The 19975-nt window shown below is 72.7% G+C and carries 18 protein-coding genes; 5 read left to right on the top strand and 13 right to left on the bottom strand.

Annotation, left to right across the window (positions count from 1 at the left end; translation table 11 throughout):
- Positions 1-54: 54 nt before the first annotated feature.
- Complete coding sequence (locus B042_RS0110740) at positions 55-1518, bottom strand: cell wall metabolism sensor histidine kinase WalK (RefSeq protein WP_231493930.1); 1464 nt, start codon at positions 1516-1518, stop codon at positions 55-57.
- Complete coding sequence (locus B042_RS0110735) at positions 1515-2246, bottom strand: response regulator transcription factor (protein WP_028648289.1); 732 nt, start codon at positions 2244-2246, stop codon at positions 1515-1517. Before B042_RS0110735 ends, B042_RS0110740 begins: the two co-directional genes overlap by 4 nt.
- 233 nt (positions 2247-2479) lie before the next feature.
- On the opposite strand from B042_RS0110735, the gene B042_RS0110730 reads away from it, so the two are divergent.
- Positions 2480-4099 (top strand): alpha/beta hydrolase, encoded by a 1620-nt coding sequence (locus tag B042_RS0110730; RefSeq protein ID WP_081748724.1) that lies wholly within the window; start codon positions 2480-2482, stop codon positions 4097-4099.
- Positions 4100-4153: 54 nt separating this feature from the next.
- Here B042_RS0110730 and B042_RS0110725 read toward each other — a convergent pair whose 3' ends face one another.
- Positions 4154-5155: an AraC family transcriptional regulator gene (locus B042_RS0110725; protein ID WP_028648287.1), complete on the bottom strand. Its 1002-nt coding sequence runs from the start codon at positions 5153-5155 to the stop codon at positions 4154-4156.
- A 128-nt stretch (positions 5156-5283) separates the two neighbouring features.
- Between B042_RS0110725 and B042_RS0110720 the strand changes: the two genes are divergently transcribed.
- Positions 5284-5709: a DUF6069 family protein gene (locus tag B042_RS0110720; protein WP_028648286.1), complete on the top strand. Its 426-nt coding sequence runs from the start codon at positions 5284-5286 to the stop codon at positions 5707-5709.
- 60 nt (positions 5710-5769) lie between these two features.
- Here the strand turns inward: B042_RS0110720 and pgl are convergent, their stop codons facing one another.
- The 5 genes from pgl to tkt all read right to left on the bottom strand — a co-directional run bounded on the left by pgl (position 5770) and on the right by tkt (position 12393).
- Positions 5770-6516 carry a 6-phosphogluconolactonase gene (pgl, locus tag B042_RS0110715; RefSeq protein WP_028648285.1) on the bottom strand — a complete coding sequence of 249 codons (747 nt, stop codon included), beginning with the start codon at positions 6514-6516 and terminating at the stop codon, positions 5770-5772.
- A 2-nt stretch (positions 6517-6518) separates the two neighbouring features.
- Positions 6519-7439 carry a glucose-6-phosphate dehydrogenase assembly protein OpcA gene (locus B042_RS0110710; protein WP_028648284.1) on the bottom strand — a complete coding sequence of 307 codons (921 nt, stop codon included), beginning with the start codon at positions 7437-7439 and terminating at the stop codon, positions 6519-6521.
- Between the two features lie 16 nt (positions 7440-7455).
- Positions 7456-9006 (bottom strand): glucose-6-phosphate dehydrogenase, encoded by a 1551-nt coding sequence (gene zwf / locus B042_RS0110705; protein ID WP_028648283.1) that lies wholly within the window; start codon positions 9004-9006, stop codon positions 7456-7458.
- A 92-nt stretch (positions 9007-9098) separates the two neighbouring features.
- On the bottom strand, positions 9099-10208 hold the full coding sequence (tal, locus tag B042_RS0110700; RefSeq protein WP_028648282.1) for a transaldolase: 1110 nt from the start codon (positions 10206-10208) through the stop codon (positions 9099-9101).
- A gap of 91 nt (positions 10209-10299) precedes the next feature.
- Positions 10300-12393, bottom strand: a complete 2094-nt coding sequence (gene tkt, locus B042_RS0110695; RefSeq protein WP_028648281.1) for a transketolase — start codon at positions 12391-12393, stop codon at positions 10300-10302.
- Positions 12394-13032: 639 nt separating this feature from the next.
- Here tkt and B042_RS0110690 point away from each other — a divergent pair.
- Positions 13033-14001, top strand: a complete 969-nt coding sequence (locus B042_RS0110690; RefSeq protein ID WP_028648280.1) for a heme o synthase — start codon at positions 13033-13035, stop codon at positions 13999-14001.
- Between the two features lie 66 nt (positions 14002-14067).
- Here B042_RS0110690 and B042_RS25660 read toward each other — a convergent pair whose 3' ends face one another.
- Entirely contained in the window at positions 14068-14478 is a 411-nt protein-coding gene (locus tag B042_RS25660) for a hypothetical protein (protein ID WP_028648279.1), read from the bottom strand.
- A 135-nt stretch (positions 14479-14613) separates the two neighbouring features.
- Here B042_RS25660 and B042_RS0110680 point away from each other — a divergent pair, with 135 nt between their 5' ends.
- Positions 14614-15900 (top strand): PrsW family intramembrane metalloprotease, encoded by a 1287-nt coding sequence (locus B042_RS0110680; RefSeq protein WP_028648278.1) that lies wholly within the window; start codon positions 14614-14616, stop codon positions 15898-15900.
- On the opposite strand, the gene B042_RS0110675 is transcribed toward B042_RS0110680, so the two are convergent.
- The 3 genes from B042_RS0110675 to B042_RS0110665 form a co-directional block, all read right to left on the bottom strand.
- Positions 15836-16942 (bottom strand): heme A synthase, encoded by a 1107-nt coding sequence (locus tag B042_RS0110675; RefSeq protein WP_028648277.1) that lies wholly within the window; start codon positions 16940-16942, stop codon positions 15836-15838. The two genes, B042_RS0110680 and B042_RS0110675, sit on opposite strands and share 65 nt — an antisense overlap.
- 74 nt (positions 16943-17016) lie before the next feature.
- On the bottom strand, positions 17017-17949 hold the full coding sequence (locus B042_RS0110670) for a DMT family transporter (RefSeq protein WP_028648276.1): 933 nt from the start codon (positions 17947-17949) through the stop codon (positions 17017-17019).
- 6 nt (positions 17950-17955) lie between these two features.
- Positions 17956-18321 (bottom strand): hypothetical protein, encoded by a 366-nt coding sequence (locus tag B042_RS0110665; RefSeq protein WP_028648275.1) that lies wholly within the window; start codon positions 18319-18321, stop codon positions 17956-17958.
- Between the two features lie 133 nt (positions 18322-18454).
- On the opposite strand from B042_RS0110665, the gene B042_RS0110660 reads away from it, so the two are divergent.
- Positions 18455-19153: an RICIN domain-containing protein gene (locus B042_RS0110660; protein WP_051415624.1), complete on the top strand. Its 699-nt coding sequence runs from the start codon at positions 18455-18457 to the stop codon at positions 19151-19153.
- A gap of 10 nt (positions 19154-19163) precedes the next feature.
- Here the strand turns inward: B042_RS0110660 and B042_RS0110655 are convergent, their stop codons facing one another.
- Positions 19164-19952: an inositol monophosphatase family protein gene (locus B042_RS0110655; protein WP_028648273.1), complete on the bottom strand. Its 789-nt coding sequence runs from the start codon at positions 19950-19952 to the stop codon at positions 19164-19166.
- Between the last annotated feature and the right edge of the window lie 23 nt (positions 19953-19975).

Here is a 19975-nt window from a genome sequence, read left to right as displayed (position 1 = left end):
CGGGGCCGGGGTGCGTCGGCACGGACGTGTCCCGGCCCCGTGCCGGCCGGGATCTCAGCCCAGCGGCAGCACCACGCGGAACACGCTCCCCCCGCCTGCCGGGCACTCCGCCGTCAGGTACCCCTCGTGGGCGGCGACGAACGCGGCACTGATCGCCAGTCCCAGCCCCGTTCCGGAACCGCGGCCCTGGCCGCCCACCTGGTAGAAGCGGTCGAAGACGTGTGGCAGCTCCTCCCGGGGGATCCCCGGACCCTCATCGGCCACACTGATCACGGCGACCTCACTCACCCCGGGAGGGAGACCGCCCGCATGCGCCGGGCCCGGGGGCGGCGCATCGTCCGTACGGGTCAGCCGCACCCGCACCGGGGTGCCCTCCGGTGTGTGGACCAGGGCGTTGCCCAGCAGGTTCTCCAGGACCTGACCGATGCGCACGGCGTCGGCGACCGCGTGCACGGGTTCGGCGGCCTCCAACGCGACCTCCCGCTCCGGGGCGCGGGCCCGGGCCGAGCGCACAGCGTCGCCGACGATCCCGGCCAGCTCCACATCGCACCGATCGACCACCGGAGCCTCGTCGAACCGGGAGAGGACGAGCAGGTCGTCGACCATGCGCCCCATCCGCACCGCCTCCTCCTCGATCCGCGACACCCACCGCTCGGTGCGGGTGTCCGCGCCGACCACCCCCCGCTCCCGGCCCTGCCGGTACAGCTCGGCGAACCCCCGGATCGACGACAGGGGCGTGCGCAGCTCGTGGGAGGCGTCGGAGACGAAGCGCTTGGTGGTGGCCACCGACCGGTCGCGCTCGGCCAGGGCGCGGGACAGCTCCTCCAGCATCGTGTTCAGCGCCGCCGCCAGCCGGTCGGTCTCGGTGTCCGTCCCGTGGTCGGGCACGCGCCGCCCGAAGTCCCCGGCGGCGATGGTCTGGGCGGTGGCCTCGAACCGCTTCAGCGGCTGGAGCTGGCCGCGCACTGTCACCACCGCCCCCGCGCCGAGCAGGAGCAGCACGGCCGCCCCCAGCGCGGCCTCGATGAGAACCAACTGGTTCAGCGTGCTGTCCACCCCGTCCAGGGACTGCGCGGCCAGGTGGAACGTCCCGTCACCGCGCTCGGTGGCCAGGACCCGCCAGGAGCCGTCACCGGAGGCGTCGGGTAGCTCGAAGGGCTCCCCGGAACGCTCGCGCAGGGCATCGGCATCCGTCTCCGAGAGGTCGGGCACGCCCTGGTCGCCCTCGGACTGACCCACGGTCCGCACGGGTTCCCCGTCGGCGTCCAGGACGAGGACGCGCAGGTCCGTGGGGAGCAGTGGCTGCGGCGTCTCGTCGTCCGGAGACGGGGGCCGCTCCGGACCGCCCGTCCCGCCCAGGCCCCGGAGCCGGTGGTCCACCTCCTCCACCAGGGACCGGTGCAGCAGCGTCGTGCCGACCGCGCCGAAGGCGGCCAGCGCCACCGTGGTCAGGCACAGCACCGCGACCGTCAGCCGTGCCGTGAGGCTCATCGAACGCGCGCGCCCGCCCGCTCTCACCGGCGCTCCCCGGGCGGCAGCCGCAGGCTGTAGCCCACGCCTCGGACGGTGTGGATGAGGCGCGGTCCGCGGGTGCCGAGCTTGCGCCTCAGGTAGCTGACGTAGAGCTCCACCAGCCGGGTGTCCTCGGTCTGCCCCTCCCACACGTGGTCGAGGATCTGCGGTTTGCTCACCACGCCGCCGGAGTTGGCCATCAGGTAGCGCAGCAGGGAGAACTCGGTGGGGGAGAGCGGGACCACCGTGCCCGCGCAGCGCACCTCGTGCGCCCGCTCGTCCAGCTCCAGGTCGGCGTAGCGCATCACGTCCGCATCCCGCTCCGCGGGCGCCCCCGACCTGCGCAGGATTGCTTGCAGCCGCAGGACCACCTCCTCCAGGCTGAAGGGCTTGGTGACGTAGTCGTCGGCCCCCGCGCGCAGCCCGGCCAGGCGGTCCTCGACGGTGTCGCGGGCGGTCAGGAACAGCACGGGCAGGCCGGGGGCCGTCCCGCGCAGGTCGCGGACCAGGTCCAGGCCGCTGCGGCCGGGCAGGGAGACGTCCACCACCGCGATGTCGGGGCCGAAGCCCTCCACCCGGGCGAGCGCCGTCTCGGCGTCGGGCGCGCCCCGGGTGGCGAACCCGCTCAGCTCCAGCGAGGAGGTGAGCAGTTCGAGGATGTTGGGCTCGTCCTCGACGAGGAGGACCCGTGGCGACCCGGACGGGTCACGGTGGTCACCGTGGTGCGTGGACATGCTGCGGCCCTGACTGTCGGTGAGCGGAGAACAGGCAGTGATGGTAGGCCGCGTGCCCTAAAGGAGGGTGAGAATCCGGCGCGTGTCGCCCCGGACGCGGTTTCTTTCAGGGAACCGTCCAATGAACTTCTCATATACCTCGTAAACGCGTGTAATGCGCAAATCATCCGTTCCTTAGACGTCTCTCCGGAGTGGCCGGGGCGGCGGAACCACACAGGAAACAGAGACCGCTGGTGCGGCGTGGAGTCTCGGCCCTCGGGGCCGGAGCGGTGTTGACGGCGGCGGCGCTGACCACGGGGTGCGCCCCCGGCCCGGCGGCCCCGGAGCCCGAGCCGGTGCCCGAGGAGACGGTGGACCCGTTCGAACTGTTCGTCGGCCAACAGGTCGACTGGGAGACCTGCTACGACGGGGCGGAGGTCGACGAGTTCGTCGAGGAGTACCGCGACTGGGGGGCCGACCCCGACTGGAAGGCCGCCCTGGAGTGCGGCACGGTCACCGTCCCGGTCGACTACGAACTGCCCGAGGGCGAGACCATCGACCTCGCCCTCGTCCGGGTGCCCGCCGACGGGCCGCAGGAGGAGCGCGTGGGGTCGCTCGTCCTCAACCCGGGCGGCCCCGGGCAGAGCGGTGTGGAGATGCTCGACTTCCCTCGTTTCAGCGACGAGGTCCGCTCCGCCTTCGACCTGGTCTCCTTCGACCCGCGCGGCGTGGGGGACAGCCAGGGGTTCGCCTGCGGCGACTGGGAGGCGGTGAACGAGGAGGTCGAGGACGTCGAGGTCGGCGACCTCACCGGCCTTCCCGAGGAGAGGGTCGCCTCCCTGGAGGAGGACGTCCGGGCCTACGTGGACGACTGCGTCGACACGGTCGGCGAGGGGTTCCTCGCCAATATGGGCACCGTCAACGTCGCCCGGGACCTGGACGTCCTGCGCGGCGCCCTCGGCGACGACCGCCTGACCTACGTCGGCTACTCCTACGGCACCTACATCGGATCCCTCTACGCCGAGATGTTCCCCGACCACACCCGTGCCCTGATCCTGGACGGTGCGGTGGAGACCGAGCGGCCCAACGTCGAGGTCGGGATCGACCAGGGGCTCGCCTTCCAGGCGACCTGGGAGGACTTCGTCGGCCACTGCGCGGAGAACGCCTCGTTCTGCGCGTTCGACGGGGTGGCGGGCTCCCAGCAGCGCATGGAGCAGATCCTCACCTGGCTCGACGAGGAGCCGTTCACGGTGGAGGACCTGACGGTGGACGGCCCCGCCTTCGTCGGGATGCTCGCCATGGAGCTCTACAACGAGTTCACGTGGGTCTACCTGGCCGACATGCTGGCCTACATGTCCGTGGAGGACCGTGCGGCGACCGAGTACTACCTGGGGTTCATGTACGAGAACACCTACGCCTGGCTGGACGAGGAGGAGGACGGCAAGGACGCCAACGCACCGCTCGTCGCCGTCAACTGCGCCGACCGCGACGACCCGGAGGACATCGGTGTCTACTTCGAGGCCGTCGACGGTATGGAGGAGGACTCGCCGCTGTTCGGAGCGGGCGCGGTGTGGGGCAACGTGCTGTGCGCCTACTGGCCGGAGACCGAGACGGCGCCGACCGGGTTCACCGCCCCCGACGCGCCGCCGGTCGTGGTGGCGGGCAACGTCGGCGACCCCGCCACCCCCTACGCCTGGTCCCAGGAGCTGGCGGAGCAGTTGGACACCGCGACCCTGGTGACCTACGAGGGCTCCGGCCACACGATCTACGGCCACGGGGTCAGCACGTGCATCGACGATCCGCTGGACGGCTACCTGCTGACCGGCACCGTGCCCGAGGAGGGGCTCTCCTGCCCGCAGGTCGACCTCGGCTGAGATCGGCGCCCGGGGTCCGGTCCCCACGGGGGCCGGACCCCGGGGCGGGAGTGCTCACGAGGCGTCGGCGAAACCGGCGCGGTACTGCCCCGGGGAGACCCCGAACTCCCGCTTGAACGCGTTGGCCAGGGCGAACTGCGACCCGTACCCCACCCGCGCCGCGATCGCGCTGATCGGGGCGTCCGACTCGCCGAGCAGGGCGCGGGCCCGGCTCAGCCGCCACCACGTGACGTAGGCCAGCGGCGGCCGCCCCACCAGCGCGGTGAACCGACGCGAGAACGCCGCCCGCGACAGCCCCGCGCGCTCGCCCAGCTCCGCCACGGTCCACGGGTGCGCCGGGTCCTCGTGCACCGCGCTGACCGCCGCGCTGACCGCCGGGTCGCTCAGCGCCCCGGCCCATCCGCACGCGCTCTCGGGCTGCTCCTCCAGGTACGCGCGCAGGATGTACATCAGCAGCACCTCCAGGAGCGCCGGGACCACCGTGTCGCCGCCGTGGCGGGGGGCGTCCAGCTCCCGACCGAGCAGCCCCACCGCGGCGGCGAGATCGGGGTGCCGCCCCACCTGGGCGGGCAGGTGCACCACCCGGGGCAGCTCGGTGAGCATCGGATGGGAGCGCGAGGCGTAGGTCCGGTACGCGCCGCCCACGGTCGTGCAGGAGGGCGGGTCCCCGTCCGGGGAGCCCACCGAGGCCGAACCGAAGCGCGGCTGGGGCCGCGCCCCTGCGGAGTCGCACACGAACGCGCCCACCGGTCCCGGGCAGGTCGGGGGCGCCTGCGGCTCCAGGGCCGCCGCGCACGTCATGTCGTCCACGGGGGCCTCCGGCCGGTCGGAGAGCACGTACTCGTGGCCGTGCGGCAGGAACACCACGTCCCCCACGTTCAGCCTGAGCGGGTCGAGCCCGTCGGTCCGCAGCCAGCACGATCCCTGGAGCACCACCTGGAAGCCCGCCCCGGACAGCTCCGGGAACCTCATACCCCACGGGGAGTGCCACTCGACGCGGGCCGCATGCGGCTGCCCCGACCGGATCGTCCCGACCACGTCGCTGAGTACGTCCATACGGTGAACGTACCCCGGAGAACACCGGCAGAAGACGCTCGCGCAAACAGGGAAGCGTTTGGCGCATGGAAAGTCTCACCACGGGTCCGTACGGTCGATCCGTACGCACACGACGCGAGGAGAGACCCATGGCCCCGACCGCCCCCGACACCACCACCGCCCGGCGCGGCGCGTGGAAGCCCCGCCTGATCGCCATCGCCGCCGCGGCCGTGGTCAACGTCCTGGCCGGGGCGGCGGCCCCCCTCGTGGGGGCCGACCTGGTGATCTCTCCCCCCGGGCAGGAGGAGGCGACCGTCCCGCTGACCGCCTTCGCCCTGTTCACCGTGGCCTTCGGCCTCATCGGCTGGGGCACGCTCGCCCTCGCCGAGCGCTTCCTCGGCAGGCGGGGCCTCCTGGTGTGGACGGTCGTGGCGCTCGTCTTCGCCGTCCTCTCCTGCGTCCCGTCCCTGGCGGCGGGCGGCAGCGCGGCCACCGGCGTGCTCCTGGCCGCCACCCACCTCCTGGCGGCGGCGGTGATGGTCCCGGTGTTCCGGCGCTCCTCGCCCACGGACTGACCTGCCGCAGCACGGCGGCCCCGCCCGGACCCACGGTCCGGACGGGGCCGCCGGCCACGCTCAGATCCGGGCCGCGGCCGCCTCGTCCACCCAGAACAGGGTCCGCTCCGCGCCGCGCGCACCCGCCACGGGCGCCTCGCCGGGGTCGCCGCCCGCCAGGCCGAGCCGCACGGCCTGCGCCTTGCTCTCGCCGGAGGCCAGCAGCCACACCTCGCGTGCCGTGTTGATCGACGGCAGTGTCAGCGAGATCCGCCGAGGCGGGGGCTTGGGGGAGTCGTGCACCGCCGCCACGGCCGCCTCGTCCTCGCGCACCGCGGGCAGGCCGGGGAACAGCGAGGCCACGTGCGCGTCCGGTCCCACGCCCAGCAGGCACACGTCGAACCGGGGGACCGGCGCCCGGCCGCGGGCCGCCGCGGTCAGCTCCCGCTTGTACCGGGTCACCGCGTGGTCGACGCTGTCGCCGTCCATGCCGTCGGAGGCGGGCATGGGGTGCACGTGGTGCACCGGGATCGTGATCCGGTCGATCAGCGCCTCGCACGCCTGCGTCTCGTTGCGCTCGGGGTCCTTCTCCGGCAGGAACCGCTCGTCGCCCCACCACAGGTGCACGTGGGACCAGTCCAGGTCGACGGCCCGCGCGCGCTCGCCCAGCGCCCGCAGGGTCGCGATCCCCACACCGCCGCCGGTCAGCGCCAGGTGGAACGTGCGCTCCTCCCGCCCGGCCTGGGCGATCATGTCCGCCAGGCGCTCGGCGGCGGCCTCGGCGAGCCGTCCTCCGTCGGGGTACCGGAGGACCTCGGGTCCACTCATACTCACGCTCCGCTTCCGGAGAGCACCGATCCCAGGTGGCCGGCGGCGCTCTCGTAGATCTCGTCAGGGTCCAGCCGGCGCAGCTCCTCGGTCAGCGACGTGGCCGCGCTGCGCCGCTCCAGGGCGACACGCTGGTCCGGCCGGCCCGAGCGCGACAGCGTGGCCGCGCCCCCGTCCAGCCGGGTGAGGGAGATGTCCCCCAGGTCGGTGGTCAGGCGCACCCGTGTCAGGCCCGGGCCGTCGGAGACCTCACGGGTCACCTCCACCCCCAGCCGGTCCGCCAGCCACGCCGCCATCAGTTCCGCGCTGGGGTAGCGCGCCTGCGCCGCCACCGACGCCGAGGTCACCCACCCGCACGGCTGGTCCATGGCGCTGGCCAGGAGCGAGCGCCACGGGGTGATCCGGGTCCAGCACAGGTCGGTGTCGCCCGGAGTGTAGTTCGCCGTGCGCCGCGTCAGGTCCTCCAGGGGGTCCTGCGCCTGGAACGCGTCGGTGATGCGGCGCTGGGCCAGGCGGCCCACCGGGTCCGAGGACGGATCCTGTGGTCCCTGGCCCGGCCACCACGCCACGATCGGGGCGTCCGGCACCAACAGGGGCGTGAGCACCGAGTCGGGGTGCTCGCCCAGCGGCCCGTACAGCCGCAGCAGCAGGGCCTCGCCCGGTCCGGAGGTCCCCGGCCTGCGGATCTCCGCGTCGATCGCGGGTTCGGCGTCGGCGTCGCGCCGGATCAGGGCCACCACTCGCGAGGGGTGCTCCCTTCCGGCCTCGGTGGCGGCACGTACCGCGTCGTAGTGCCCGGCCTCGTCGGTGATGATCACCAGGGTCAGGACGATGTTCATCGCGCCGCCGCCGACGCTGTGGCGCTCGGCCGTGAGCGCCTCGGTGATGGCCGCGGTGGTGGTGTTGGGCAGGTAGAGCGTCATGACGTCTCCTCGCGGGTCACGGGCGCCGCCACTGGCGGCCGTCGCGGGCGAGCAGCGCTTCACCCGAGGGCGGGCCCCACGTGCCGGAACCGTACTGCTCGGGCGGGCCGGAGGCCGCCCAGTGCTCCTCCACCGGATCCAGGATCCGCCAGGACAGCTCGACCTCCTCCTGGCGCGGAAACAGCGGCGGGTCGCCGATGAGCACGTCCAGGATCAGCCGCTCGTAGGCCTCGGGGCTGCTCTCGGTGAAGGACTGCCCGTAGGTGAAGTCCATGCTGACGTCGCGCACCTCCATACTGGCGCCGGGCACCTTCGACCCGAAGCGCAGCGTCACCCCCTCGTCGGGCTGGATGCGCAGTACCAGGGCGTTCTGCCCCAGTTCGGAGACGTCGGCGCGCGGGAACAGCTCCTGCGGGGCCCGCTGGAACACCAGCGCTACCTCGGTCACCCTGCGGCCCAGCCGCTTGCCGGTGCGCAGGTAGAACGGCACCCCCGACCATCGGCGGGTGTCCACCATCAGCTTCAGGGCGGCGTAGGTCTCGGTGGCCGAGTCGGAGGGGATGCCCTCCTCCTCCAGGTAGCCGGGGACCGCCGCACCGCCCTGCCAGCCCGCCGCGTACTGGCCGCGCGCGGTCCCGGTGGCCAGGTCCGCGGGAAGGGAGACCGCCGAGAGCACCTTCTGCTTCTCGGCGCGGATCGCGTCCGCGTCGTAGGAGACGGGCTCCTCCATGGCCACCAGGGCCAGGAGTTGCAACAGGTGGTTCTGGATGACGTCGCGGGCGGCACCGATCCCGTCGTAGTAGCCGGCCCGGCCGCCCACACCGATGTCCTCGGCCATGGTGATCTGCACGTGGTCGACGAACCCGCGGTTCCACAGCGGCTCGAACAGGGTGTTGGCGAAGCGCAGCGCCAGGATGTTCTGGACCGTCTCCTTGCCCAGGTAGTGGTCGATGCGGAACACCGACGTGGGCGGGAACACGTCGTCCACCGCCGCGTTGAGCTCCTGGGCGCTTTCCAGGTCGTGCCCGAAGGGCTTCTCGATCACCACCCGCCGCCACGGGGTGGCCCCTCCCGGGCCCTCTCCCTCCTGGGCCGAGGCCAGGCCGCTGCGCTTGAGCTGGGACACCACGGTCGGGAACAGCTTGGGCGGCAGTGAGAGGTAGAAGGCGTAGTTTCCGCCCGTGCCGCGTACACCGTCCAGTTCGCGCACGGTCTCGGCCAGGCGGTCGAAGGCCGCGTCGTCGTCCAGGTTGCCAGGGACGAACCGGACACCTTCGCTGAGCTGGCGCCACACGTCCTCACGGAAGGGGGTGCGCGCGTGCTCCTTGACCGCCTCGTGGGCCTGGGCGGCGAAGTCCTGGTGCTCCCAGTCCCTGCGCGCGAACCCCACCAGCCCGAAGCCGGGCGGTAGCATGCCCCGGTTGGCCAGGTCGTAGATGGCGGGCAGCAGCTTCTTGCGCGCCAGGTCGCCCGTGACGCCGAACAGCACCAGCACGCTGGGCCCGGCGATACGGGGCAGGCGGCGATCCAGGGCGTCACGGAGCGGGTTGGGCACCGCCCCGGGCATGACCGGTTCTTTCACGTTCCTGGTTTCCTGTCGGGTGCGGCCGTGGACCGGGAACCGTCCCCGCCGAGGCGGGGACGGGTGCGCCGGATGCGTCAGGCGAGCTTGTCGAGCTTGGCGGACAGGCCTTCGAGCAGGCTCTCCCAGGAGTCGACGAACTTGCGTACGCCCTCCTCCTCCAGTACACCGAACACCTCCGTCAGATTCACGCCGACACCCTCCAGCGCGGCGAAGTCCGCCTCGGCATGCTCGTAGGTGCCCAGCACGGTGTTGCCGATGACCGGGGCGTGGTCGGCGGTGGCCTCCAGTGTGGCCTGCGGCATCGTGTTGACGGTGTCGCGCGCCACCAGTTCGGTCACGTAGCGGGTGTCCGCGTACTCGGGGTCCTTCACCCCGGTGGAGGCCCACAGCGGGCGCTGCGGCGCGGCACCCTGCTCGGCGAGTGCCGTCCACTCCCGGGAGGAGAACACCTCCTCGTAGGCCTGGTAGGCCAGGCGGGCGTTGGCGACGGCGGCGCGGCCGCGCAGTGCGCGGGCCTCGTCGGTGCCGATCGCCTCCAGGCGCTTGTCGACCTCGGTGTCCACCCGGCTGACGAAGAACGAGGCCACGGACTGGATCCGGGACAGGTCGTGGCCGTTGGTCCGCGCCAGCTCCATGCCCTCCAGGAAGGCGTCCATCACCTGGCGGTAACGGGCCAGGGAGAAGATCAGCGTCACGTTCACGCTGATGCCGTGGCCCAGCGCCCGGGTGATCGCGGGCAGGCCCTCGGCCGTCGCCGGGATCTTGATCATCAGGTTGGGCCGGTCGACCATCCACCACAGTGAGCGGGCCTCGGCGACCGTGCGCTCGGTCTCGCGGGCCAGGCGCGGGTCCACCTCCAGCGACACCCGGCCGTCCACGCGGCCGGTGGCGTCGTAGACCGGGCGCAGGGTGTCGGCGGCCCAGCGGATGTCGAAGGCGGTGAGCATGCGCACGGCCTCGTCCACGGACACGCCGCGCACCGCGAGTTCGTGCACCTGCTCGTCGTAGGCGTCGCCCTCGGCGAGCGCCTTGTCGAAGATCGTCGGGTTGGAGGTCACGCCCGTCACGCGGTGCGTGCTCATCAGCGCGGCCAGGTTGCCCGACCGCAGCCGTTCGCGGCTGATGTCGTCCAGCCAGACGGACACGCCGGCGTCGGCGAGGGCCTCGATGGGTGCGTAGCTCATGTTCTCTCGTGACCTTCCTCGTGGGCGCTGCGCGCCCTCTCGCACACAGGGAGGCGGGGGCCGCCGGGCGTCCCGGCGGTCCCCCGCGGCGTCAGCGCCCGGCCTTGGCGGAGCTGTCACGCACCGCCGCGACGACCGCCTCCGCGGTGATGCCGAACTTCTCGTACAGGGTCTGGTAGGGCGCGGAGGCACCGAAGTGCTCCAGGCCCACGGAGGTCCCGGCGTCGCCCACGTAGGAGCGCCACCCCAGGGCGATGCCCGCCTCGACCGAGGTGCGCACGCGAACCGAGGAGGGCAGGACCCGCTCGCGGTACTCCTGGCTCTGGGCCTCGAACCACTCCACGCACGGCATGGACACCACACGGGTGGGTGTGCCGGCCCGCTCCAGCTCGGTGCGGGCCTCCAAGGCGATGGGGACCTCGCTGCCGGTGGCCACGATGATCGCCTCGGGGGCGCCGCCGGCGGCCTCGGCCAGGACGTAGCCGCCGTGCACCGCCTCCTCGGCGGGGGCGTGGGCGGTGCGGTCCAGCACCGGCAGGTTCTGCCGGGTCAGGGCGAGTGCGGCGGGGCGGTCGGCGGTCTCCAGGATCTTGCGCCACACCACTGCCGTCTCGTTGGCGTCGGCCGGGCGGACCACGTCCAGGCCGGGGATCGCGCGCAGCGACCACAGGTGCTCCACCGGCTGGTGGGTGGGGCCGTCCTCACCCAGGCCGATGGAGTCGTGCGTCCACACGTAGGTGATCGGCAGCTTCATCAGTGCGGCCAGGCGGACCGCCGGGCGCATGTAGTCGCTGAAGACCAGGAACGTGCCGCCGTAGGGGCGGGTCGGGCCGTGCAGGGCGATGCCGTTGAGGATCGCGCCCATGCCGTGCTCGCGGACGCCGAAGTGGAGTACGCGCCCGTAGGGGCTGCCCGGGAACATCGTGCTGGCCCGCTCGAAGGGCAGGAAGGACGGTTCTCCCTTGGGGGTGGTGTTGTTGGAGCCGGCCAGGTCGGAGGAGCCGCCCCACAGTTCGGGCAGCACCGGTGCGACGGCGCTGAGCACCTCGCCGCTGGCCTTGCGGGTGGCCATGCCCTTCTCGCTCGCCTCGAAGGAGGGCAGGGAGTTCTCCCACCCCTCGGGGAGCTTGCCGGACTGGAGGCGGTCGAACAGGTCGCCGTGCTCGCCGGCGCCGCGGCGCCAGGCCTGGAACGCGGACTCCCACTCGGTGTGCGCGTCGCGGCCCCGGTCCAGGGCCAGGCGGGTGTGCTCGATGACGGCGTCATCGACGTGGAAGGGCTCGTCGGGCAGGCCGAGGATCTCCTTGGTGGCGGAGATCTCGGCGGTGCCGATGGCCGCGCCGTGGATCGCGCCGGTGTTCTGCTTGTTCGGGGCGGGCCAGCCGATGACGGTGCGCAGCTTGATGAAGGTGGGGCGCTCGGTCTCGGCCTTGCCGCGCAGGATCGCCTCGTACAGGGCCGCCACGTCCTCGACGTAGTCGCCGGTGGCGGTCCAGTCGACCTCCTCGACGTGCCAGCCGTAGGCGCGGTAGCGCTCCAGCACGTTCTCGCTGTGGGCGATGCGTGTGTCGTCCTCGATGGAGATCTGGTTGTCGTCCCAGACCACGGTGAGGTTGCCCAGGTTCTGGGTGCCGGCCAGGGCGCTGGCCTCGTGGCTCACGCCCTCCTGTACGTCGCCGTCGGAGCAGAAGGCGTAGACGTGGTGGTCGAACGGGCTGGCGCCGGGGCCCGCCTCGGGGTTGAACAGGCCGCGCTCGCGGCGGGCGGCCATGGCCATGCCCACCGCGTTGCCGATGCCCTGTCCCAGTGGGCCGGTGGTCGTCTCCACGCCGGGGGTGTGCCCGAACTCGGGATGCCCGGGGGTGAGGCTGTCCCACTGGCGCAGGGACCTGAGGTCGTCCAGCGCTAGGCCGTAGCCGGCCAGGTAGAGCTGGATGTAGAGGGTGAGGCTGGAGTGGCCGCAGGAAAGTACGAACCGGTCCCGGCCCACCCAGTCGGGGGCGGCGGGGTCGTGCCTCATGACCTTCTGGAAGAGGAGGTAGGCGGCGGGCGCGAGGCTCATGGCGGTGCCGGGGTGTCCGTTACCCGACTTCTCGACCGCGTCCATTGCCAGCGCGCGGACCGTGTTGACGGCGCGGTCGTCGAGGTCCGACCACTCCAGTTTCTGCGGTATGTGGGCGTTCACGGACTTGCCTCTCCTTCTCGGGCACCCGTTCGGCACGGTGTGCGTGAGGTGTCGTTGTCGGTGCGGTGTGCCGCCGCCGAAGCGCGGCACCGCCAGGATTCGGGGAGGGGAACGAGTGTCACCCTGGGTACTGCGACCACGGCACGGCGTCTTCCCTCCCCGTCGGGCATCACCCGGTACAACGGCGGAGGGGGTCGAGGGAATCCCCGCAGGGTCGGCCGAGTGCGACCCTATCGCTCATCCCCGGCGGGCCGTGGCCCGACACCGCCCCTTACCCGCGGGTAGCGCGGCCTCGCCCGGGCCCGCCGCCCGCGCATGGGCCGGGACGGCGTGTGGCGTGCTGGTGGCGCGGCGGGGCGTGTGCGAGGGTGCTGTACACCCCTGGCCTGGCCCGGAGGGCGGGCCGCTCCGGAGGGTCCGCCTCGCGAGGGGGCTCGTCACCGGGGCTCGAGATGAAGTACTACAGTATGTCGTTGACGGGGTTTTCGCTGATCCTGACGCTTTGTCGGTCCGCTCGGCCCCGCGTGGCGAGCAGTGTCGAGACCTATCGAGTTGTCGAGGTATCCGCGTGTCTGGAATCGAGCCGGTCCCCCCTGCGGGGACGCCCACGAGCCGCCCGGACCCGAGGGCGCGGTGCTGATGGCCCTCACCGACCGGTCCACGCACCCGCGCTCGGCGGACGTCGGCGGCCCCGCGGCCGCCGACCGGGCCTCCTTCACCGACCACGTGCGCGCCTACGTGGCGCTCTCCAAGCCCCGTGTCATCGAACTGCTGCTCATCACGACCATCCCTGTGATGTTCGTCGCGGCCGGCGGGGTGCCCCCGCTGGGCACCGCCGTGGCTACCCTGCTGTTCGGCACCATGTCGGCGGCCAGCGCCAACGCGATGAACTGCTACATCGACCGCGACATCGACCGTGAGATGCGCCGCACCCGCAAACGTCCCGGAGCGATGGACCTGGTCACCCCGCGCGGTGCCCTCGTCTACGGGCTGGTGCTGGCCGTCGGCTCCACCGCGGGGTTCGCGCTCGTGGTCAACTGGCTCTCCGCCGCGCTGTCGCTGCTGGCGATCGCCTTCTACATCTTCGTCTACACGATGCTGCTCAAGCGCCGCACCGCGCAGAACGTGGTGTGGGGCGGCATCGCCGGGTGCATGCCGGTCCTCATCGGCTGGTCCGCGGTCACCGGCGGCCTCGCCTGGGAACCGTTCGTGCTCTTCCTGGTGGTGTTCTTCTGGACGCCACCGCACACCTGGACTCTGGCCATGCGCTACCGCGAGGACTACGCGGCCGCCAACGTACCGATGCTGCCCGTCGTGGCCGGCGACCGCCGCGTGCTCCTGGAGTGCGTGCTCTACAGTTGGGCCACCGCCATCGTCTCACTGGTCTTCTGGCCGGTCGCCGGAACCACCTGGTTCTACGGTGCCGTGGCCGCCGTGCTCGGCGCGCTGCTGGTGGTGCAGGCACACCGCCTGCTCAGCCGCTCCCGGGCCGGGGTGAGCGGGCCCCAACTGAAGACCATGGGCTTCTTCCACCTGTCCAACGCCTATCTGGCGCTGCTGTTCGTCGCCGTCACCGTCGACCCGCTCATCGCCGGCCTGCTCGCCTGACCCCGGCTCCGGCCGGGGCCCGCTCCGTCGCGGCCGGACGAACACGGCGGAGCGGGCCGGGACGCGTCAGGACGCCTGGGACGCGGGCGTACGGCGCCAGGCCAGGACGGCGGCCCACACCGCCACCCCGGTCAGGAGCAGGGCCACGGGCACGTGGGCCTGGATCGGTCCGTAGCTGCCCATGGCCGCCTGGGGGAAGCCCAGCACGAACGCGACCGCGCTGACCAGCAGCAGGGTGCGGGCCCCGCCCGGGCCGCGGCCCGCGCCCCACCACAGCCACGCGGCGGCCAGTACCTGCACGCCCGCGGCCGCGTGGACCCCGAAGGCCCCGAGGTAGTGCAGCGGCAGCCCTCCCGGGTTGGTGGTCATGAACTGTCCGGCGGTCGCCCCCTCCCACAGGAGCAGGGCCAGGTGCGCGAGCGCGGCGACGCGGACGATCCACAGGGCGGTCGGGTGGCCGGATGCCGTCGTGTCCATGGGGAGGCCTTTCAGCGTGTGTGCGTGTATGCGGGGCGATTCTGTCGCACGTATAGGAGTGGGCCGAGGGGTCTGCGGTTCGGTCTTCGCCCCGCCGTGTTCTGGACCGCTCCGTCCCGGCTACCATCGGTGCCCATGCCCCGACTCGACAGCAAGGCCATCCTCCAGGGCCGACGCTCCCGCTACTCGATGACCCTGATCACGGGCATCTCGGTCAGCATGGTGTGTCTCGTCGGCATGTTCGGCTACCTCTGGCTCCTCGCCATGGCGGGCGGTGCCGCCGCCGGGATCGACGGGGCCGTCGGGTTCGGTGTCAGCCTCGCCGCCGCGGTCGTGCCGGTGACCATCCTCGTTCCGCTCATCCTCATGCTCGACCGGATCGAGCCCGAGCCCGGGTCGGTGATGTTCTTCGCCTTCGTGTGGGGCGCGGGCGTGGCGGTGGTGGCCTCGCTGCTGCTCAACACCTGGGGCGCCAGCAACATCACCGTTCCGCTCTACGGCCAGGACCTGGGCGACTACGTGTCCACCGCTGTGGTGGCACCCGTGGTGGAGGAGAGCGCCAAGGGGGTGGTCCTACTCGTCCTGCTCTGGCGCCGCCGCCACGAGATCGACACCTTCACCGACGGGGTGGTCTACGCGGCGATGGTGGCGACCGGGTTCGCCTTCACCGAGAACGTCCTGTACTTTCTCGGGGCCTTCTTCGACGGCACGCTCATCGCCACGTTCGCCCTCCGCGGCCTCATCGCCCCCTTCGGACACCCCATCTACACCGCGATGATCGGGATCGGTGTTGCCTACGCGGCCATGAACACCGGGACCGGGCGGGTCTTCGCCCCGGTCGCCGGGTGGGGGGCCGCGGTGGCTCTGCACGGCATGTGGAACGCCTCGACCCGTTTCGGCTGGCTTGGGCTGGGCCTGGCCTACCTGGTGCTCTTCGTCGTGCTGATGTGCGTCCTGGCGACCGCCGTCAGGGACCGGCAGACCCAGATCGGGGCCATCGCCCACTACCTGCCCAGGTACCTGTCCACCGGCTTGGTGACACAGGCCGACATCGCCATGCTCGGCTCCATGCACGCACGGCGCCGCGCCCGCGAGTGGGCCGCCCGCAACGCCGGCCGCCGGGGCCGCGAGGCGATGAAGGAGTACCAGTTGGCTGCCACCGAGCTGGCGCTGCTGCACAAGAAGATGGACGCCGGCCTGGTGAGCACCGGGTGGAAGGTGGACCGGGACTCGTTCCTGGCGTTGATGCACGTGGCGCGGGACACCTTCCTGGGACGCGTGCCCGGACCCGTCGCCCCCGGGTGGGCCGAACGGCCCGACGACTCCGGGTTCCTGCGCCGGGTGGACTTCGCCCAGGTCATCGCCCAGACGCGGGCCCGACAGGACGACGCTGCCCCTCCGAGTCGGCGTTCTCCGCGCTGAGTTCGCGCTCGCCGTCCGGGACCAGCCGGGTGGTGGAGAAGTACAGGCGGGCGATCGCGATCCAGGTGAGGGTCGAGCCCAGCACGTGCGCGACCACCAGCCACTCGGGCAGTTCCAGCGCGTACTGGACGTAGCCCAGGACCCCCTGCGCCACCACCACGGCGGCCAGGGCCAGGGCACTCCTCCTGACCGGCCTGCGTGCGTCGCCGCGGAAGGCGGCCACAGCGGCCGCGGCCGCGCCGAGCAGGGTCAGCCAGGCCAGGGAGGAGTGCATGCGCGTGACCGACTCCAGCGCGAAGCCCCAGCGCGGTGCCTCGGCGTCGCCGCCGTGCGGCCCGGTGCCGGTGACGACGGTGCCCGCCACCATCAGCAGGAAGCCGACCACCACCAGGCCGATGCTGAGGGCGTGCAGCCCGGGGCCGGTCGAGACCTGCGGGGCACCCTCGGGCTCCTGGCAGCGCACGTACAGCGCCACGGCGATGAAGGTCACCACCAGGGACAGCAGGAAGTGGGCACCGACCGATGCGGGGTGCAGGCCGGTCCACACGGTGATGCCGCCGACCACGCCCTGTCCCAGCACGCCGAACGGGATGATCACCGCCAGCCGGGTCAGGTCGCGCCGCCGCGGTCGGGAGCGCAGGACCGCCACGAGGGTGATGACGCCGACCGCGAGCACCAGGAAGGTCAGGGTGCGGTTGCCGAACTCGATCGCCGCGTTGAGCGCCGGGTGGTCTCCGCCGACGGGGACGAAGCTCTCCGGTGTGCACTTGGGCCACTCCGAGCAGCCGAGCCCTGAGGAGGTGACGCGGACGGTGGCGCCGGTGACGGCGATCCCGGCGTTGACCGCGACGTTGCCCAGAGCCCAGGCGCGCAGGGAGCGCGTGGTCGGCACCCAGATCGTGCGGGCGAGCAGGACCAGCGCCAGGACCCCGGCGATGGCGACGGCGATCTGCCAGCCCCACAGGGGGACGCCGATCAGGTGGATGGTGTCTGGGGGGGCCTGGGCCGCTGCCGTCGCCTGCGGGACCGTGAGCGCAAACATACGACAGACTGTAGTACACCCCCCCGGGTGCCCGTGCTCAGCCCCGGCATCCCGTGCGACCTGCGGCGACGTGCTCAGTCCTGGGGTGGGGCGGCGGGGTCGCGAGCCCTCTTCCCGGTCCCCGGCCCGCGTTGTCGGCCCCTGCCGAGGGTGGCGCCGGCGCTGGCCGCGATGACGCAGGCGACCGCGAGCCACTGCCACGCGGTCAGCGTCTCGCCGAGCAGCAGCAGGCCGGCCAGTGCGGCTGCGGCCGGTTGCAGGCTCATCAGCACCCCGAACACCCGTGGCGGCATCCTCCGCAGCGCCGTGAGCTCCAGCGAGTAGGGCACCACCGACGACAGGACGCCGACCGCGAGGCCGAACAGCAGCAGGCGCCAGTCCAGGAGTGCGGCCCCGCCCTGGACCAGGCCCGCCGGAGCCAGGAACACCGCGCCGACCGCGCTGGCGATGGCCAGCCCCGAGGCTCCGCTGAACCGTTGCCCCGTCGCCGCGCTGAGCAGGATGTAGCAGGCCCAGGCGGTCCCCGCCAGTACCGCGAACAGGACCCCCAACGGGTCCAGCGCCCCGGACTCCGCCCCGAGCGCGACTACGCCGAGGCCGGCCAGCGCGGCCCACAGCAGGTCGATCCGCCGCCGCGACCCCAGGATCGCGATGGCCAGCGGCCCCATGTACTCGACGGTCACGGCGATGCCGATGGGGATGCGGGCGAAGGCCTGGTAGATGAGGAAGTTCATTCCCGCCAGGGCGACGCCGTAGCCCACCACCACCGCCCAGTCGCCCCGGCCGCGTCCGCGCAGGGCGGGGCGTACCGCCAACCCCAGGAGGACCGCCGAGGTCAACAGCCGCAGCCACACCACCGCGGTCGGCGGCAGGGCCTCGAACAGGCTCTTGGCCACCGCCGAACCGGTCTGTACCGAGACGACCCCGACCAGCACCAGGTAGACCGGGGGGACGGAGGCCGCCGCCGCGGCGGGGGAGAGGGCCCTGCGAACCGGAGAGACGTTCATGTCCGGTCATCCTATGTTTTCGTGCGCGGACTCCCGGGCGGGGGCGTCCGGCCCCTGGGGCCGCCGCCCGTCCCGGGCAGGGGCGACCAGGGCGAACAGCAGCAGCGCCCAGGCCAGGGCCACCACGGCGGGCTGGACGAGCGTCAGGAGCAGCCCGTACACCGTCCGCTCCGCCTGGCCGGTGAGGAGCTGGAGCCCCAGCCACAGGTAGGGGAGTGCCGCCGCCGCCAGGTTCACCGCGAGCGCTGCCCACGCCGCCCCCTGCCGGGCGGGCCGCCGCCACAGCAGCAGCGCGCCGCCCGCGGCCAAGAGGAACAGGGGCGGTCCGAGCTCGCGGACCGCGACGAACCAGGGAACTCCGAGGGCCTCCATGACGGCCGACCCTATCGGTTCCGCTTCGGTGGAGCGCGGGGATCTGAATGTGCGCGGAAGTACCCAAGTGGTGTGAAATGGTTCAGGGCCGCCCCGGCCCCGCCCCGGACCCGCCGCCTTGGGAGTGACCCTCATGTTCGACCGTTTCGAGAGAGCCGTCCTTCCCCCCGGGCCCCGCTGGCCCTGGATCGCCGGGGCGGTGGCCCTGTTCCTCGCAGTGGCGATCTCCGGGTACGCGGTCGGCGCGCTGGTGCCCGTGGAGGAGCCCGAGGAGCCCGCCATGAACGTGGCCTCTGGCATCCTCGTCGCCCCGGTGGGTGCATCGGAGGAACCGGTCGGGGAGCCCAGCGAGCAACCCAGCGAGGAACCCTCGGAGGAACCCGCACACCCGGCGGGGATCGACCCCGCGGCCGTCTACATGCTGTCCAACGTCAACGGCGGCCGCGTCCTGGACGTGGCCGGGGCGGCCACGGGCAACGGCTCCCCCGTCCACCTGTGGGACCGGCTCGACCAGCCCAACCAGCAGTGGCGCTTCATCCCCGTGGAAGGCGGATTCTACGAACTGGAAGGGGTGGCCTCGGGCAAGCTCCTCCAGGTGTCCACCGACCCCGCTCAGGGCCCCACCGCCACCCTGCTCACCCGGACCGGCTCCCCCAACCAGCACTGGACCGTGGCCGACGTCGGCGGCGGGGTGGTCAGGCTCGTCAATCGCCAGAGCGGGCAGGTGCTCACGGGGCAGGGCGCCGGCCAGGGCAACGGCACCGCCGTCGTCCAGGCCCCCGGCACCCAGCAGGCCCACCAGCATTGGCGGCTCGTGCCCATGGGCTCCTAGCGCCCTGGACTCAGCCGAACAGCAGGGACCGGGCGGTCTTCCAGCACTCCCCGTCGGCGGCGTTGAGCAGTCCCACGGTGGCGTCGCCCGGCCGGTACCCGTCGCCGTCCGGGCGCAGGGACGTACCCCCGGCCTCGGCCAGCATCAGTGTGCCGGGGGCGTGGTCCCAGGGGCAGGTCTGCCCGAAGACGATGAAGTCCAGCTCCCCCTCGAACAGGTGCGGATAGTCCACCGCGGAGCAGTGCGCCCCCGGTCCCACGGAGGCGAAGGCCTCCTCTGCGCGCCGCCGCGCTCCGGCCGGGAGGGCCGTGGTCAGGACCAGGCCGCGCATCCGGGCCGGGGCGGCCGGTGCCGGCCCCCGGCGGATCCGTACCCCGTCGCGCCAGGTGCCCGAACCGCGTTCGGCGATGTAGACGCGTTCCTCCGTGGGGCGCAGGATCCACGACGCGACGGTCTCCCCGCGGTGCACCAAGGCGGCCATGACCCCGAACCGGGTGTCGCCGTTGACGAAGTTGCGCGTGCCGTCGACCGGGTCGACCAGCCAGGCTGTCTCCTCCTCGTTCAGCGCCCTGAGCAGGCCGGGGTCGGCGGAGACCGCCTCCTCGCCCACGACCGGAGCGGCAACGACTCCGCGCAGCCGGGCACCGATCAGTTCCTCGGCCTCCCGGTCGGCCACCGTTACCAGGTCCCCGGGCCCCTTCTCCGACACCTCGTCCTCGGCCAGGGAGCGGAAGCGTGGGAGGATCGCCGCCTCGGCGGCCTCACGGAGGATTTCGGTCACTGCGTCGACCTCGAACATGCCCTCATCCTAGGGACACGGCG

The organism is Nocardiopsis sp. CNT312 (assembly GCF_000515115.1).
GTDB lineage: Bacteria > Actinomycetota > Actinomycetes > Streptosporangiales > Streptosporangiaceae > Nocardiopsis.
Note: the sequence above shows the minus strand (reverse complement) of the source record. Positions and strands in the feature narration are given on the sequence as shown.

Excerpts from the sequence above, each read along its gene's own strand:
- B042_RS0110735 (WP_028648289.1), bottom strand. The coding sequence starts at position 2,246 with ATGTCCACGCACCACGGTGACCACCGTGACCCGTCCGGGTCGCCACGG.
- B042_RS0110725 (WP_028648287.1), bottom strand. The coding sequence starts at position 5,155 with ATGGACGTACTCAGCGACGTGGTCGGGACGATCCGGTCGGGGCAGCCG.
- B042_RS0110720 (WP_028648286.1), top strand. The coding sequence starts at position 5,284 with ATGGCCCCGACCGCCCCCGACACCACCACCGCCCGGCGCGGCGCGTGG.
- pgl (WP_028648285.1), bottom strand. The coding sequence starts at position 6,516 with ATGAGTGGACCCGAGGTCCTCCGGTACCCCGACGGAGGACGGCTCGCC.
- B042_RS0110710 (WP_028648284.1), bottom strand. The coding sequence starts at position 7,439 with ATGACGCTCTACCTGCCCAACACCACCACCGCGGCCATCACCGAGGCG.
- zwf (WP_028648283.1), bottom strand. The coding sequence starts at position 9,006 with ATGCCCGGGGCGGTGCCCAACCCGCTCCGTGACGCCCTGGATCGCCGC.
- tal (WP_028648282.1), bottom strand. The coding sequence starts at position 10,208 with ATGAGCTACGCACCCATCGAGGCCCTCGCCGACGCCGGCGTGTCCGTC.
- B042_RS0110690 (WP_028648280.1), top strand. The coding sequence starts at position 13,033 with ATGGCCCTCACCGACCGGTCCACGCACCCGCGCTCGGCGGACGTCGGC.
- B042_RS25660 (WP_028648279.1), bottom strand. The coding sequence starts at position 14,478 with ATGGACACGACGGCATCCGGCCACCCGACCGCCCTGTGGATCGTCCGC.
- B042_RS0110680 (WP_028648278.1), top strand. The coding sequence starts at position 14,614 with ATGCCCCGACTCGACAGCAAGGCCATCCTCCAGGGCCGACGCTCCCGC.
- B042_RS0110675 (WP_028648277.1), bottom strand. The coding sequence starts at position 16,942 with ATGTTTGCGCTCACGGTCCCGCAGGCGACGGCAGCGGCCCAGGCCCCC.
- B042_RS0110670 (WP_028648276.1), bottom strand. The coding sequence starts at position 17,949 with ATGAACGTCTCTCCGGTTCGCAGGGCCCTCTCCCCCGCCGCGGCGGCG.
- B042_RS0110665 (WP_028648275.1), bottom strand. The coding sequence starts at position 18,321 with ATGGAGGCCCTCGGAGTTCCCTGGTTCGTCGCGGTCCGCGAGCTCGGA.
- B042_RS0110660 (WP_051415624.1), top strand. The coding sequence starts at position 18,455 with ATGTTCGACCGTTTCGAGAGAGCCGTCCTTCCCCCCGGGCCCCGCTGG.
- B042_RS0110655 (WP_028648273.1), bottom strand. The coding sequence starts at position 19,952 with ATGTTCGAGGTCGACGCAGTGACCGAAATCCTCCGTGAGGCCGCCGAG.